15 protein-coding genes and 1 pseudogene are annotated in these 15,404 nt (G+C 51.9%); 7 read left to right on the forward strand and 9 right to left on the reverse strand.

Features of this window, described 5'->3' with window-relative positions; translation table 11 throughout:
* Both E9531_RS12135 and E9531_RS12140 read right to left on the reverse strand, forming a co-directional pair.
* Positions 1–249, reverse strand: a pseudogene (locus E9531_RS12135) (winged helix-turn-helix transcriptional regulator); the annotation flags it as partial.
* Positions 250–595: 346 nt separating this feature from the next.
* Positions 596–1,693, reverse strand: a complete 1,098-nt coding sequence (locus tag E9531_RS12140) for an enoyl-CoA hydratase/isomerase family protein (RefSeq protein WP_136574036.1) — start codon at positions 1,691–1,693, stop codon at positions 596–598.
* A gap of 216 nt (positions 1,694–1,909) precedes the next feature.
* On the opposite strand from E9531_RS12140, the gene E9531_RS12145 reads away from it, so the two are divergent.
* The 6 genes from E9531_RS12145 (at position 1,910) to E9531_RS12170 (ending at position 8,355) form a co-directional block, all read left to right on the forward strand.
* A complete protein-coding gene (locus E9531_RS12145) occupies positions 1,910–2,449 on the forward strand; it encodes a GspH/FimT family pseudopilin (RefSeq protein WP_136574115.1) in 540 nt (179 codons plus the stop codon).
* Positions 2,436–3,035, forward strand: coding sequence for a type IV pilus modification protein PilV (gene pilV, locus E9531_RS12150; protein WP_136574037.1), 600 nt, complete (start codon positions 2,436–2,438; stop codon positions 3,033–3,035). The genes E9531_RS12145 and pilV overlap by 14 nt, the downstream gene beginning before the upstream one ends.
* A gap of 22 nt (positions 3,036–3,057) precedes the next feature.
* Entirely contained in the window at positions 3,058–3,828 is a 771-nt protein-coding gene (locus E9531_RS12155) for a PilW family protein (protein ID WP_136574116.1), read from the forward strand.
* A 23-nt stretch (positions 3,829–3,851) separates the two neighbouring features.
* Positions 3,852–4,646 (forward strand): pilus assembly PilX family protein, encoded by a 795-nt coding sequence (locus E9531_RS12160; protein ID WP_136574038.1) that lies wholly within the window; start codon positions 3,852–3,854, stop codon positions 4,644–4,646.
* A gap of 50 nt (positions 4,647–4,696) precedes the next feature.
* The gene (locus E9531_RS12165) at positions 4,697–7,792 is read left to right on the forward strand and encodes a pilus assembly protein (RefSeq protein WP_136574039.1); all 3,096 of its coding nucleotides are present in this window, start codon (positions 4,697–4,699) and stop codon (positions 7,790–7,792) included.
* Between the two features lie 149 nt (positions 7,793–7,941).
* Entirely contained in the window at positions 7,942–8,355 is a 414-nt protein-coding gene (locus E9531_RS12170; RefSeq protein WP_136574040.1) for a type IV pilin protein, read from the forward strand.
* 52 nt (positions 8,356–8,407) lie between these two features.
* On the opposite strand, the gene E9531_RS12175 is transcribed toward E9531_RS12170, so the two are convergent.
* Positions 8,408–9,118 (reverse strand): pirin family protein, encoded by a 711-nt coding sequence (locus tag E9531_RS12175; protein WP_136574041.1) that lies wholly within the window; start codon positions 9,116–9,118, stop codon positions 8,408–8,410.
* Positions 9,119–9,237: 119 nt separating this feature from the next.
* Here E9531_RS12175 and E9531_RS12180 point away from each other — a divergent pair, with 119 nt between their 5' ends.
* A complete protein-coding gene (locus E9531_RS12180) occupies positions 9,238–10,176 on the forward strand; it encodes a LysR family transcriptional regulator (RefSeq protein WP_136574042.1) in 939 nt (312 codons plus the stop codon).
* A 36-nt stretch (positions 10,177–10,212) separates the two neighbouring features.
* On the opposite strand, the gene E9531_RS12185 is transcribed toward E9531_RS12180, so the two are convergent.
* The 6 genes from E9531_RS12185 to E9531_RS12210 form a co-directional block, all read right to left on the reverse strand.
* Positions 10,213–10,866 carry a YitT family protein gene (locus E9531_RS12185; RefSeq protein WP_425293590.1) on the reverse strand — a complete coding sequence of 218 codons (654 nt, stop codon included), beginning with the start codon at positions 10,864–10,866 and terminating at the stop codon, positions 10,213–10,215.
* Positions 10,867–11,178: 312 nt separating this feature from the next.
* Positions 11,179–12,168, reverse strand: coding sequence for a tripartite tricarboxylate transporter substrate binding protein (locus E9531_RS12190; RefSeq protein ID WP_244610098.1), 990 nt, complete (start codon positions 12,166–12,168; stop codon positions 11,179–11,181).
* A gap of 51 nt (positions 12,169–12,219) precedes the next feature.
* Complete coding sequence (locus E9531_RS12195) at positions 12,220–12,786, reverse strand: VOC family protein (protein WP_136574044.1); 567 nt, start codon at positions 12,784–12,786, stop codon at positions 12,220–12,222.
* Between the two features lie 37 nt (positions 12,787–12,823).
* Positions 12,824–13,159 carry an NIPSNAP family protein gene (locus E9531_RS12200; RefSeq protein ID WP_136574045.1) on the reverse strand — a complete coding sequence of 112 codons (336 nt, stop codon included), beginning with the start codon at positions 13,157–13,159 and terminating at the stop codon, positions 12,824–12,826.
* A complete protein-coding gene (gene fahA / locus E9531_RS12205) occupies positions 13,156–14,523 on the reverse strand; it encodes a fumarylacetoacetase (protein WP_136574046.1) in 1,368 nt (455 codons plus the stop codon). The genes E9531_RS12200 and fahA overlap by 4 nt, the downstream gene beginning before the upstream one ends.
* Positions 14,520–15,386, reverse strand: coding sequence for an SDR family NAD(P)-dependent oxidoreductase (locus E9531_RS12210; RefSeq protein WP_244610099.1), 867 nt, complete (start codon positions 15,384–15,386; stop codon positions 14,520–14,522). The genes fahA and E9531_RS12210 overlap by 4 nt, the downstream gene beginning before the upstream one ends.
* Positions 15,387–15,404: the final 18 nt, after the last annotated feature.

Genomic DNA, 15,404 nt, shown 5'->3' on the forward strand with positions numbered 1-15,404 from the left:
ATTGTGCAGTAGTCGATTGATGATTCCGGGTTGTTTGCGAGAGCGGCTCGCTTCAGTGCGCAGCCAGCCCGATAACTTCTGGGTAAATGGCTCAAGCTTGCTGCAAGCCTTGGCTTGCACGACATCTGCGCGTAAGTACTTGCGGATGGTGTTATGAGAAAGCCCTGTGCGCCGAGCAATCTCACGAATCGATAGGTGCTCTCGAAGAGCCCAGCGGCGGATGGCACTCAAAGTGGCCACGTCAATCACTCCTGATCTCCTGCTGCTCACAAAAACAGCAGGTTAGGGTTAATACGTGGGTCAGTTTGAGATGGAAATCAACAGACAGCCTAATCATCGATGGGCGCTTCCGCCCCACGGCTCTGCCGGACGGAGACTAAAGCTATTCGCCGGATTCACGCCATTGAAACAGTTTTAATAGAGTACAAGATTACGCCACGCACTGAATGTGGCGCTAAAACCGTAAGCTGAACAAACATGTGCCTTGGATGGTATTGCCACTAAACATCTGCAGGCCATAACCGTATAGCTCTACTTCTCAACGCTAGGGGTGTGGGGCTTACCTTTTCAGTGGCTCCCTATGGCAACATAGCTTTTACAAATGAGCCAATGGATGCGCGAGTCTAGGCCATGGAGAGTTAAAAAAAGCATTCACCTCGTTTTGGTCTACATCTTCAATTTTTGACGGCGTCCACTGAGGTTGATGGTCCTTGTCGATGGCTAGTGCACGGATCCCTTCAATAGTTTCGCTGTTTTCCTGGCGGTTAGGACGCAGATAGAAACAATTTCTTACCATGTCTCTTTCCATGCGCAAATCATCTGCAAGAGACAGATCTCGCCCCTTACGTATTTGCTCAAGAACAACATGCAGCATCAGTGGGGAGCGCTTACGAAGCGTACTGGCCGTCTCTTGCTCCCAAGCTTCTGTTGATTGTTCAAGGCGATCAACAATTGTTTTAACTAAAGGTAAGCCAAAATAGTGGTTAATACGATCAATGTGATTGTTAGGTAAAGCCGTTTTGGCATCGAAAAAATCTCGGACATATTCTTCGATTACTTGTGGGCTTGCAAAATGGCCTTCTTCAAGACCCTTCCACAGATTTGGAAGTTTTTCTGCTTGAATACAGCCATCTGCTAGGCCAAACGCAATAGCTTCACATGCCTGAATTACGTTACCTGTTAACGCAAGGTATTCGCCAACATGTCCAGGCGCGCGACTAAGAAAATATCCCCCGCCCACATCAGGGAAGAGACCGATAGCAGTTTCTGGCATTGCCATCTTGGTGCGCTCTGTCACAACGCGCAGACTGGCTCCTTGGGAAACACCCATTCCGCCCCCCATCACAATGCCATCCATGAAGGCTATATATGGCTTACCAAGATGGTGCGTGAGGTGGTTAAGAGCATATTCTTCCGTAAAAAAGTCTTCCAATTCTGGATTTCCATCCACGGCTGATTGGTGGAGAAACCGGATATCGCCGCCTGCACAAAAAGCGCCAAAAGCACCCTCTCGGCTATTCCCGCGAATGGCTATGGCAAGCACTTGAGGATTGTTTTTCCAACTTAGCAAAATGCGGTTGAGCTCCCTAACCATCGGGAGAGAGAGCGCATTGAGGGCTTTGGGGCGATTGAGGGTAATGAAGCCGACTTGGCCACGGACTTCAGACAAAACCTCTGTTGAATTGCTCAAGATGTGCTCCTATTTTTTCTAATAAAACGATGCCTGCAAAAGCAGCTAGGCATTTGAGAGGCCACTGCTAATTAAGCAGGCGTGTTTGCAATGCGAGTCAATGTGAAGTTGTGTGTTTTTTTTACAAAAAAGACATGATGTTCGCCTTTTCTCGCCAAAAAACTACCTTTCGTCACTTCGCTGCGCATCGGGATGTTAGCGGTTTTTAGCATCTAGGGCATGAAGAAGTTTGTTTTAGAGCACCCCGTCGAATGTAGAGAGCATGGTTTCACGATGATTGAGCTGCTGGTGGTCATCACCATTGCGGCGGTCTTGGCCGCTTTAGCCCTACCAAGTTTTGACAGCATGGTCAAACGCTGGCGTGTGAGATCTGCTGCGGAAAATGTTGTTTCAGCCATTTATTTAGCACGCAGTGAAGCTGCTCGTCTGGGGGGGGTCAAGTTTGTGCGTGAAACACCACAAGGTTGTGCGATTGGCAATGGGCAATGGCAATGTGGCTGGCGTGTTGAAAGCATGGAAGCGACACCGCAAGTACTGCAACAGGCGGAGCCTAGTAAGGGCATTCTCATTAAAAGGAGCCAAAATGGAAACGAAATAACTTTCAATCAGTATGGACAGCCTAGTGGGCTTGGAGCTTATAGCTTTGTGATTATTCCTGTGGCTGATGATCAAAAAAATGATAAATCGCGCGCGATGGTGGTTTGTGCCTCATCTGGCGGTCGTGTCCGTACTTTAACTGGCGTCGATGCCTGCTCGTGAGCACGATATGAGAAATAAAAAATATTTCAGCATAAAAGATCAGCGGGGCGTATCTTTATTTGAGGCGTTGATAGCTGTTCTTATACTCGCCTTTGGGATTCTCGGAATGCTGGGCATGCAGTTGGGTATTCTGGCTGAAACAAGAAATAGTACGCAAAGATCCCAAGCAATAAAAATAATTGGAGACCTTTCTGAAAGAATTAAAAGCAATCCAGATCGATTTAGGGTTATTTCTAATTACGCATTGAATAACTGGGCTGTGCCAGGAGTGATAACAGCCTTTGATTGCGATGCTGCCAGTTGTACCTCAGAGCAACAAGCACAATGGGATCTTAATGCGTGGAGGCGTAGCGTTAATAGTTATGTGAATGGTTTTCAGGCGAATACTTTTTTTTCATTCAATGAAACTGATGATGGAAATAGAAGGCAAATTGGCGTCATGATTGCATGGCGTTTGAATAGCAGGTCAAATAATGCATCTGATAATAATTTTTCGTCGCCATTTTCTATTTCTTTAGGCAGTGGTTCCAATGCGATTGATTGTCCTGAAAATATGATTTGCCATTTGGCTTATATACAGCCTTGACGTTTCTTTTTAGGTTATTTTTATGAATAAGTCAAGAAATATTTCCCTGCAAAAAGGGATGACGCTCCTTGAGCTTTTGGTTGGCATCACTTTAGGTGCAATGGTGATTGCTGCAGCATTGGGAACACTGGTCATGTCTAAGTCGATTACCAGTACGACCGATGAACTGGCAACGATGGAGCAAGACGCTACTTTTGCACTGAATTTGATGGGGCGTTTGATCAGCCAAGCTGGCTCCTTGGAACCGAATCAAAAAACCAGTGATTTTGGGATTCCAATGATCTCTTTCAGAGAAAGAGCGATGGTTGTTATTAATGGTACTAACAACACCGATTCACCAGATGTTTTGACTGTGGGGACACAGTCTGGGTCTAGTGTGGGTGTGAATGTTGATTGTTTCGGAAATAGCGTGGAGGCTTCTGAATATACATCAACATTTGATGTTGGTGGGAATAATGAATTGAGATGTACACCAAGTACTGCTGGCAGTACCACGACAACTTCGGCGCAGGCTATTATTCCAAATGTTTATGATTTACAAGTTCATTATAGAGTTGCACAGCAAGATGCGGCAGGTAATGTGAGATTGAGGTTGGAAAATAATCCTCCAGCAGCTTCATTAAATACTATGGATCCCTACGTTACGGCCGTGCATGTTTGTTTAGAGATGCGTGGCTCTGAGATTATTAATAATGCTAATGCACAATATACAAACTGTCGTGGTGGAGATTCAACTGTGCAGCAGCGTATGGTGAAGGTCTTTCGCCATGTTTTTTATGTGCGTGTGTCATAGTTTGGTTTTATTTGGATGTTGAGATGAAAATATTATTTGGGAGCAATGTTCCAGAATATAAATCCATCCCGAATGGTAAGCAGCATGGTGTGGCTGTTTTTATAGTGATGGTTGTCATGCTGCTCGGCGCTTTGTTGGTTGTTTGGTCTAGTCGTGTTACTTTGTTTAATGAGCGCGTGACAGGGAATAATGCAGATTATTTGTTGGCTTATGAAGCTGCGCAAGCGCTATTGGCTGATGCAGAGCTTGATATTCTTGGGATGATGGCGGATGGGAGCGATTGTTCATCTCCGTGTCGAAATAAAAATAATGGGGTACTGCAGATTCCAGATAATTTGACTGTTCTTGAAGACGATGGTGGGGCAATGGTTCTTTTGGCGAATAAAGTCAAAGATAGAGCGGTGCCTTGCATGCAAGGCTTGTGCTTTGATAATGGAAATCTAAAGACAGAATTTTGGTCTGAATCAGATGTTTTGAATAATATGATAGGTGATTCTGCGTTGTATGGTGAATATACAGGTGCAGTTAATGATGCGACGATGGGAAATCCAAGGTTAATTGTCAATGACGGTATGATTAATAATCGCGCATTAGCTAGTGCTTGGTATTGGATAGAGCCTATTGAGTTCAATGCCGATACTCCCATAGGACGAAAATATGCAGGGATGGGGGCGGACGTCGCAATGGGAACAACTAACGGGATAGTTTATAGGGTCACCGCCATCGCCAATGGGCGCAAGCCAGGAACTAGAGCCATTATTCAGTCAATTGTTTCGCCGAAAATTGTTCCTGTAAATTTTATAAATCCACCTGTCTGAGATTGCAGATTTTTTGCGTAAAAATAATTAAGTGAGAGAGGAAAGCATCTATGTCAAAGAAAATAAATAATAAACGCATTGAAGGAAAATACGTCGTCATGGCGGCTATTTCCTGTTTGTCATTCAATGTAGAGTTGTTTGCAGCACCACTTCATTTGGTTCAAGCACCAGTGGTGAATGTGAGTAAACCTCCTGCCCCAAATGTAATTGTTTCTGTTGATGATTCTGGAAGTATGAATAGTGGGGGGAAGAGGGATGCATTGAGTAATGCGCTAAAGGAAACATTTAAAGAGGAAAATGTGCCGGATGGTGCAATTCGGCTTGGCTGGCAAAGTATGAATGCCTGTCCGAGCATTAAGAATAATTCTGGTTGTCAGGATGATAATAGGATAAAGGTGCTGGATTCTGGTCATAGAGATAGTTTTTATAGGTGGATTGATTGGATTAATAGTTATACTTCAAAAGGTAATAAAGGTACACCTTCACACGGAATGTTGAATCAGGCTGGTCAATATTTGAGCTCGGATTTGAACTCTAATAGTCCTTGGGCACATATTCCTGGTGAAAAATTGAATCCAGTTCAGGCCTGTCGGCGTTCTTATACCATTTTTCTTTCCGATGGAGAGTGGAATGGATCAACTAGTACTGCTAAAAATGAAGATAATACGGTGATTACGTTTCCGGATAATGTGAAGTATGATCCTAAAGCTGATCAATCTCGTGTTTATAGAGGCTCAGATGAAAAAATGCTTGCGGATTTGGCTTTTAAATATTGGGCAAATGATCTGCAACCGAATATTCCTAATAAAGTTCAACCAAAAATGGCGGTTAGAACGGACGAAAAAGGGCTTACACCTTACTGGAATCCAAGAAATGATCCTGCAACTTGGCAGCATTTAACGATGTATGCCATTGGTTTTGGTGCAGGTGCAGCTACGTGGCGTGATGCTCCTTTATGGGGCACTGACACATGGACAGGGACAGACTATGATCAGATTTTGTCTGGGAAATTAAGTTGGGGAAAGGCGGTTCTACCTGATCAATGGCACGCTGCAATCAATTCGCGAGGTCGTTTTGTTCCTGTATTGCAGCCTGTCGATTTAGTTGAGGCATTCAAGAGTATTCTCAATGAGATTCTTTCGGATAACAATAAACCTGTCTCCTCCATTTCTTTAAGTGCGACCACCACCCGTACAGATTCTTTCATGTTTTCTGCTACTTACGACCCTATGACATGGTCGGGGAGCGTTTCAGCACAGAAAATCAAAGCAGGAGATGCAACGGTCGATACGGTGAATTTTCCTTGGGGAGGTAAAAATACCGCAGAAATTATGGCTGCTAAGCCAGAAAATTGGTATTTGAATCGAAAAATTATTGGTAGCCAATCCGATGGTTCGGCTATTGACTGGACATGGACAAATTTGGATGATATTCAAAAGAGACTCTTGAATGCTAGTGATAACCTGGGTGAAAGTCGAATCAAATATATTCGAGGCGATCAATCAAAAGAAATTGGAAAGACGGGAGGGGTATTTCGCCAGCGTGAATCTATTCATGGAGATATTGTGAATTCGAATATATGGTATATGTCTGGAAATAATTACCGGACAAAAACCAAGAGTGTTGATCGCCCTAATATGGTCTATGTGGGGGGCAATGATGGTATGTTGCACGCGTTTAATGGGGCTGATGGACAAGAATTACTGGCTTATATTCCCAAAGGCGTTGTGGGTCATTTGCCTGCATTGACTGATCCGAACTACCAAAACCAACATCGCTATTACGTGGATGGATCCCCCTTTACAGGTGATGTGTTTACCCATTCCAAAAATTTTGATGGGACAGATAACACGGATTCGGCGAAAAGCTATTTAGCAGGATTTTTGGGGGCAGGTGGCCGCGGTTATTTCCTCTTGGATGTCACAGCGCCACAGAATTTTTCGAATGCCCGCGCATCGGATGTGTTGGTCATGGATAAAACGATCGGTGCTTCAGAAGTATTTGATGCGACTGATGCCAGGGCCTTTGTGGGGCACATTACCAGCGAGCCCGTCACTGATCAGGTGGACACACGCGTTTCCAACCAATTGGTTCGCATGAATGATGGACGCTGGGCGCTGGTTATGGGCAATGGCTACAACAGCCAGAATGAGCAAGCTGCATTGCTGATCCAATTCTTAGAGGGCAGTAAAGAGCTGAAAGTGCTGAAAGCCAGTAGCACAGAAGCAATTGGCAATGCGAACGGTTTAGCTGCGCCGCGTTTGCTTGATTTGAACAATGATGGCGCCATGGATGTGGCCTATGCTGGTGATTTGCACGGCAACCTGTGGAAGTTTGATTTGACTTCATCTAATCCTGCTCAGTGGAAAACATCTTTTGCTGGACAGCCTTTGTTCCAAGCACGCAAGAGCACCACTTCTGGTGCCGTGGTTCGTCCAATTACCGCCGCGCCTGCATTTGCTTTTCACCCCGATGGCGGCGTGATATTGATGGCTGGTACGGGAAGGTTGTTGACGGAATCTGATCGCAGCAGTATCGACAGGGAATATATTTTTGCTGTTCGTGATGCTTCGAGCATTTCTATTGAAATTACTCAAGATGCAAAAACAAGTCTGGGCGCTGTACGCATAGGAGAGGCTTCCAGTGATCGTGCGGCATGGGGTGACTTGGTTGAACTGACAACGACTGCTAAAGGAGATAGTTGGAATCTTTCTGGTGATTCTATTGATTACAAGAACAAGAAAGGGTGGATTGTTCAACTGCCTGTGGCTGGATCGCGTGTGGTGCAAAACAGCCAGTGGGTGATTGGTGAGCGATTCCGCGTGCCTTTTGTGTTGCCAGCCCAAGGTGGTGGTGTGCTCAATGAGGAGACCTGTGATCCACAGTATGCGGCCAGCAAACATTATCTGGCGACCGTGGAAATCAGGACCGCAACCCAAGCTTTGCCACCAAAGAAGTGTGATGCACAGGGTAATTGTAAAGAGTGGACGCGAGAACCTGAACTCACCCCGGTCATTAAAGATCCAGGAGGAGTCCCAGCACGTTTATTGGGCCCAGATGGTTCAGAGCACCTATTACCAGATGGCGAGGTGAAGAAAATTTTTGACACCAATCCTCTTTACCCTTCGTGGCGCCCGATTCAGTAACTGATTGGCATCGGGCCTTACGGCCCGACGATCAATGGCGTAGAGGAATGAACCATTCCATTTGCTGTTAAACCACGGATGCACAGAGTGCCCATTGTGGATGGGCGCGCTCTCTACGCAATACAAAGAGCAAGGAACAACGCATGTGTATGCAAAAAAACTATAGCCAGCATGGTTTCACCTTGATTGAGGTGATGATTGTGGTTGCCATTGTGGGGATTTTGGCAGCCATTGCTTACCCTAGTTATGAGGAGTATGTGAAGCGTGGGCGGCGTGCCGAGGCCCGTGCGGCGTTGTTGGAAGGGGCGCAATGGCTGGAGCGGGTGGCCACGGCCAGTGGTTCCTATCCTGCGGCTGCTTCTTATCCGACATCCCTGCAGACAGTGCCTTCAGGTGGATACGCTATTGCCTATGCGCCTAGTAATGACAGCATGACTTATACCTTGACCGCAACGGCGCAAGGGGGCCAAGCCAAGGACAAGTGCGGTAACCTGACCTTTACCCAAAGCGGGCAAAAGGGGGTGAGCGGCGCCCTTTCTGTAAACGAGTGCTGGAACCGCTAAGGCGGAAAGTAAGCCTTTAGTGCTATGTCCTACCCATATTGCAGAGGCTGTTTCAGTTCCATTCAGCAGTATCTACCAATACGATTTCGGCATCTTCACTGGCTGCAATGTGAATGTTGCTTTCCCCGTGGATGGCTGCGCCATCGCGCTGGGACAAGGCGACGCCGTTGACGGTCGCACTGCCTTTGGCCAGCACCAAATAGCCATAGCGCTCGGGTGAGGAAAACGCATACTCCACACTTTCCCCAGCTTTGACTGTGGCGCCTAGCACCCGTGCGTTGGCGCGAATCGGTAGAGCATCCGTATCGCCTTCCACGCCGCTGGCCAGCGTCATAAATTTTCCACTGCGATCGCCTTTGGGGAAGGGCTTGGTTCCCCAGCTGGGTTGGTGCCCTTGGCGGTCAGGCATGATCCAGATTTGGAAGATTTGGGTTGCTGTGGACTCTAGGTTGTATTCGGAGTGCCGAATACCAGTACCCGCACTCATGACCTGCACGTCACCGGCGACGGTGCGCCCTTTATTGCCTAAGTTGTCTTGGTGGGTTATGGCGCCTTCACGCACATAGGTGATGATTTCCATGTTGGCGTGGGGGTGGGGTGGAAAACCCGTTTGTGATGCGATCGTGTCGTCATTCCATACCCGCAAAGCGCCCCAGTTCACGCGGTTGGGGTCATGGTATTCAGCAAAAGAGAAATGGTGTTTGGCATTGAGCCAGCCGTGGTTGGCACCGCCCAAGCCGTCAAAGCTGCGTCGTTCAATCATGTCAGAACTCCTTCAATGGTGTGTCGATGGAGTGAATGTAGGGCTTCTTTGAGATAAATTAAATAGAAAAAATAGAAAGGTATCATTTCTATTCTTGATGTAATCACCTCCAGCTAGACATGAGTAAACTCCCCGATTTGGAGGCATGGGCCATTTTTGCCAAGGTCGCAGAAACAGGCTCTTTCGCCCGCACTGCTAATGATTTGGTATTGTCACAAGCTACCGTCTCAAAAGCCATTACGCGGCTGGAAGCGCGTATGAAAACCAATTTATTCCACCGTACATCGCGCAGGGTGATGCTGACAGAAGCAGGTAAGGGAGCGCTTGAGCGTGCTGCGCGCATCTTGCATGAAGGGGAGGCGGTGGAGGCTGATATCACCGAGCAATCGACAAGTTTGCGGGGTCTGATCAGAGTGGCTGCTCCCATGTCTTTTGGAATTGCACGTGTCGCTACCATCTTGCCGCAATTCATGGCCAGCCACCCTGAGGTGGCAATTGAGTTGCATCTAGCTGATGAGCAGGTGGATTTGATTGGTGAGCGTTTTGATGTGGCGCTTCGCATTGCCAATATGAACGACTCCAGCTTGATTGCACGCCAGTTGTGCAAAGTCAAACTGCTGTTGGTGGGCGCGCCTGGTTATTTTGAGCGCTATGGCCGCCCCCAGCACCCGAAGGATTTGGCTCACCACAAAGGCTTGCAGTACAGTCTGGCGCGCGACGGTTTAAGCTGGAAGTTCCGCCATCCAGAACACGGTGAATTCACACAGGTGATGGCCGCGCAGCTGCAAGTCAACAATGCAGAAGCTCTCGAGCCTGTGCTATTGGCTGGAATGGGGCTTGCAGTGCAGCCTGCTTTTTTGGTGTGGGAAGCTGTGCGTGATGGGCTCTTGCAAGTGGCGATGCCGCAATGGGACGCAGGCATGTTGTCTTTAAATATTGTGACGCCGCCCGGCCGGTTGCGGCCAGCGCGGGTGCGTGCGTTCATTGACTATGCCGCGCAGCAATTTCGCCATGAACCTTGGGCGCATTGGTCAGAGGGCATGGACGAGTCTATGTGAAGGAGGTGGCAAGGGGCTTTTGCGTTGCGCTGATGTTCACCGACCTACGTACCGGCCTGGTTTGTGACTCATCCACAAAAATACGCCCATGACCACCGCCGCCAAAATGGAATACAGAACGCGGTCAATGGGCACAATCAACAAGGCAAATGCGACGACTGTGCAATCAATGATGAGCTGTACTTTGCCCGCAGGAATGCCATAGCGCTCTTGCAAATACAGCGACAAAATCGTGGCGCCGCCTAGACTGGCGCGGTGTCGTGCCAAGAACAAACAGCCGGTGCCTAACAACAAACCGCCTAGCACAGCAGCAAATAACGGATTGAGGTAATCGACGTGAATGACTTTGGGGCCCAAGTCAGTCAGCAGCGACAGAAAGCCGACCGAAATGAACGTCTTAATCGTGAATTCTGCGCCCATGCGTTTCCATGCGAACCAGTAAAACGGCAGGTTGAGTGCAAAGAAAACGCCGCCCAAAGGAAGGCCTGACCAGTAATGGATCAAGAATGCAATGCCAGCCGTACTGCCGGTGAGCAGACCTGCCTGCGCAAACAACATCAAGGTGATGGAGACAAACAGCGTGCCTGTGAACAGGGCTTGAAAATCTTCATAGCGCCCATGGCGAAGCCCATTTTGCAATAGCGCTGGTGCGGTCGCAGGCTGGCCCCCGGGGGTGGTAGGGATCGGCATAACGAGAAGTCCTTTAAGCCTCATCAGGCTTGAGTGGGCATCTTTAGGTATGGATGCAGGTCAAAGCAAATAAGCAAAAAATGCGCCAGATAGACTTATGGTTTACCCGTGCATGCAGCGTTATTGTGCTTGAGATTGATGGCTTGGAATAGAGGGCCGTGCAGATTTATTTGCACTCACGTGTGAGGTGTTTTGTTTGCGGCCATGCCATTGAGATTGCAGCGATTGAATGGAGGCTGCATGGTCCAAAAGAGCGCATGGCGCGCTCTTTGAAAGGGATGGGGGTCGTTCTTATTCTGACCAAGGATAGCTTTATTCCACCTTGATGTTGCGCCGATCGGCCACCGTTTTCCAGCGCTCGATTTCGCTCTTGATTTGCGCCTGCATCGCCTCTGGCGTGCTGGGCGCGGCCATGCTGCCGACTTGGGCCAGGGCTTTTTGCGTGTCTTCCTGCGCCAGAATCGCGTGCAGCTTCTGGTTGATGTCTTGCACGATGGCGTTTGGCGTGCCTTTGGGTGCGGCCAGACCCAGCCAGGAGCGCACTTCAAAGTCCGGCAGGGTTTTGGCGGCAGGCGCAATCGCAGGCGTCAGCGGCCAGGTTTCTGCGCTGGTCACTGCCAGTGCGCGCAAGCTGCCGCTTTGCAAATGCGGTGCGGCCACGGTCAAGGTGTCCGACAGCATGTCCACATCGCCTGACAAGACCGCCAGCGCAGGCGCGCCGCCGCCACGAAATGGAATGTGCAGGAACTCGCCGCCACTTTCAGCGGCCAGCAATTCGCCCACCATGTGCTGGGTCGAGCCCACGCCCACCGAGCTGAACGACACGCCCTTGGTTTTGCTCATCGCAATCAAATCCGCCAGGTTTTTGGCCGGGTGGTCGGCTTTGACCGCAACCACAAACGGGAACGACGAGACGGTCGAGATAAAGGCAAAGTCATTCACCGAATCGTAAGGCAGATTCTGGCGCAAGGCGCCGGAGACCGTGTGCGCGCCGGTTAGCATTATGAGCGTATAGCCATCGGGCTTGGCGTGGGCCACATTGGCCGAGGCAATCGCGCCGCCTGCGCCGCTTTTGATGTCGACCACCACCGGCTGACCCAGCGCTTCGCCGAGTTTTTGCGCGACCAGCCGCGCCACCACATCGGCATTGCCGCCCGCGCCAAAGCCGTGCACCAGCTGGATCGGGCGCGACGGGTAGGCATCGGCGGCCAAGGCCGAAGCGGCATTCAGCCACAGGCTGGTGCCCAGGGCCAGGCTGGCCAGTGCCTGGAGGCTGCGGCCAATGAATCTGCGTGTCATCATGTTTGTCTCCTTGGAATTATGGTGGGCGGCTGAGCGCTTTGGCTAGTGGCCTTATGCATCGGCGGTTGGGCGGCTATAACCGGTCTGGCTGCCAAAGACTTTGGCGCGTTGCGACCAGTCGCGGGTTTCATTCCACAGCGCCAGTACTTTGGGCGCTTCTTCTTCGTAGGCGCGCAATTGCACCGGGTCCAGGCAGGTGCGCACTGTCAGTTCCAGGCGGTGGCCGCTGGGGTCAAAAAAGTAGATCGAGCTGATGAAGTCGTCGTGGTTGGTCACGCCCACCACTTTCAGGCCCTTGGCTTCCATGTCCTGTTTGGCTGCCAGCAAGGTCTCCATGCTGTCGACTTCAAAGGCGAAATGCTGAATCCAGCCGGGTGTGGCCGGGTCGCGCCCGGAGGTCTCACCGGGGTCTTTCGGGCACTCGAAAAAGGCGATATGGCTGCCGTCTTCCATCTCGAAAAAGATGTGCACATGCGGGCTGTACTTGCCGGTCGAAGGCACATGGTCCTCGCCCATTGCATGGGTGAACTTGAGGCCGAGCATCTCGGTGTAGAACTTGACGGTTTCTGCCGCGTCGCGGCAACGAAAAGCGGCGTGGTGAAGTTTTTTGCACAGCATGGCAAGAGCTCCTGTGGTGAAAAAGAAGGGGGATTAATCACTGGCCAGCGGGCAGCTGCCACTGGGGTTGAAAAAACGGCGCTGGCACCAGAATGCGCGACTCCTGCTTTTGCAACAGCGGCAGCATCTCGTGGACATAAGCGCGAAAGTCCGGGTCAGCCAATAGCTGGCCGCGCCGCTGGCTGCGCTCGTTCAGGTCTTCGTAGGCCCACAGGTGCACGATCTGGTTCATCTCGCCGATGTCGCAGTGGTAGTAGCCGACCATGCGGCCCAGAATGCGCTGCTGAATCGCCAGGCCCTTGGCCTCGTACAGCGCCAGGTACGCGCGCCATTGGCCGGGGTGGGTGGTGTAGGTGCGTTGCTCGACGATCATGGCTGGGCTGCAAGGATGGTGGCGCGGCATTCGCCAAAGCCAATGCGGACAAAGCCTGCGCGCTCGCAATGGCCGCGCAGGATGATTTCGTCGCCGTCTTGCAAGAAGCTGCGCTCCTCGCCGCTCGGCAAAGTAAAGCGCTGGCTGCCGCCGCGCGTGATCTCCAAAAGGCTGCCAAGGGCGCTGTCGCCCTCGCCCGAGATCGTGCCGCTGCCCAGCAAATCGGCCGTGTCCAGCGCGCTGCCATTGCAGGTGTGGTGGGCCAGCATTTGTGCCACGGTCCAGTACAGGCTGCGGGCGTTGGAGCGCGACAGCGTATGCGCCGCTATGCCTTCGGCACGCATCCGGGCGGTGCTCAGCGCCGCATCCAGCGTAATCGCGATGCCGCCGCTGGCCATGTCCTGGTCATCGAGTAAGTGCGGCAATACGGCCGGATCGCCTGCGCTGCGTGGTGCTGCCGGGCAGTGGAAGGGCGCGAGCGCCTCGGCCGTGATCACCCAGGGCGCAATGCTGGTCGCAAAGCTTTTGGCCAGAAACGGCCCCAGCGGCTGGTATTCCCAGGCCTGGATGTCGCGCGCCGACCAGTCGTTGAGCAAGCAAAAACCAAACACATGCTGCCAGGCCGCACCGGGCGCAATCGGCTGGCCCCGCGTCGAGGCTTGGCCAATCACGATGCCCAGCTCGACCTCGTGGTCCAGCCGTGCCGAGGGCGCAAAAGCAGGCGCGGCCAACTCCGCAGCCGGGCGCAGCTGGCCTTTGGGGCGGGTGACTTTATCGCCGCTGACTTGCACGCTGTTGGCGCGGCCGTTGTAGGCAATGGGCACGTATTTGTAATTGGGCAGCAGCGGCTGATCGGGTCGAAACAGCTGCCCGGCGTTGGTCGCGTGGTGGATGGAGGCGAAAAAGTCCGTGTAGCCCGAAACCTTGAAGGGCAGATGCAGCTGCACATCGGCCTGCGCCACCAAGGCGGGGCGAATGCGTGCTTGCACGGCGGCGTCTTGGCTGCACAGCAGCTGGCTCAATTGCTGGCGCAGCAAGCTGAGCTGGCTGCTTGGAAAAGCCATCAAGGCATTGAGCTGCGGCTGGCGGCAGGCGTGCGCAGCGGCTTGGGCTTCGCCCTCGAACAGTTCTTCAATCGCGCTGATATCCAGAATCCAGTGGCCAATGCCAACCCCGCAGCGCGGCGCGGTTTGTGGTTCAGCCAGTTTGGAAAAACTGGCGAACGGCAGGTTTTGGACTGGAAAGTCGCTGCCTGCGTCGTGGGCCGATTCGACCCAGCATTGCAGGCTCGCATCGTGCGTGGCGTTGATGGCCGTGGCGGTGTGGGCGGCGTAATCGGCGTTGTGGGCGTGTTCGGCGCTCATAGCACATGGCCTCCATCAATCACAATGCGCGTGCCGGTGGCGGTGCGCAAATGCGTCGCGCAGGCCTGCACCGCATCGGCGACATCCTCGGGGCTGACAATGCGGCCCAGCGGGGTTTTGGCGGCTTTGCTTTGCAACTCTTCGCGGCTGCGACCGGCGACAAATTCTGTGTCGACCGAGGCGGGCGATACGCTCAAAAAACGCACCGGGCCAAAGGCCCGCGCCAGCGACTGGGTCATCGTGTCCAGCGCCGCTTTGGCTGCGCAGTAAGCGATATTGCTGCCAAGGCCGGTAAAGGCCGAGACCGAAGAAATATTCACCACCAGGCCGTTGCTGCTTTGCTGCAGCAGCGGCAGCAAGGCGCGCGTGATCGCGTAGGGGCCAGTCACATTGGCGCTGAGAATCTGGTCAAACAAGGCGGGCTCCAGGGCCGCCGTGTCGCGGTGGGCAATGCGCTGGGTAAAACCGGCGGAGTTGATCAGGAGGTCGACGCGGCTATAGGCCTGCTGCAGTTCTTTGGCCAGCGCGGCGTGGCTGGCTGCGTCTTGCAGTGCAATGGCGGCGATGCGGTGGCCGTGGCCGGGCAATTGCTCCAGCAGGGCCTGGGCGCGGGCTTGGCCGCTGTGGTAGCCCAATACGATGGTCGCGCCTTGCGCGGCCAGGGCTTTGGCGCAGGCCGCGCCGATGCCGCTGCTGGCTCCGGTGATGACGGCAATGTGTTGGTCGAGTGCGTTCATGGCAAGGGTCGGTCGTGCAAGCTGCTGGTAGCTTGCGGTGTGCGTGGCAGGTTCAATAAAGAAGAGCTGCAGGTTATCGCTGGGGCCTGCATGCCGTCCTTGCTTTGTCCATTTATCGAACAGCATTTATTGCGCACAAACCCT

It is taken from the genome of Lampropedia puyangensis (assembly GCF_004833285.1).
Taxonomy (GTDB): domain Bacteria; phylum Pseudomonadota; class Gammaproteobacteria; order Burkholderiales; family Burkholderiaceae_C; genus Lampropedia; species Lampropedia puyangensis.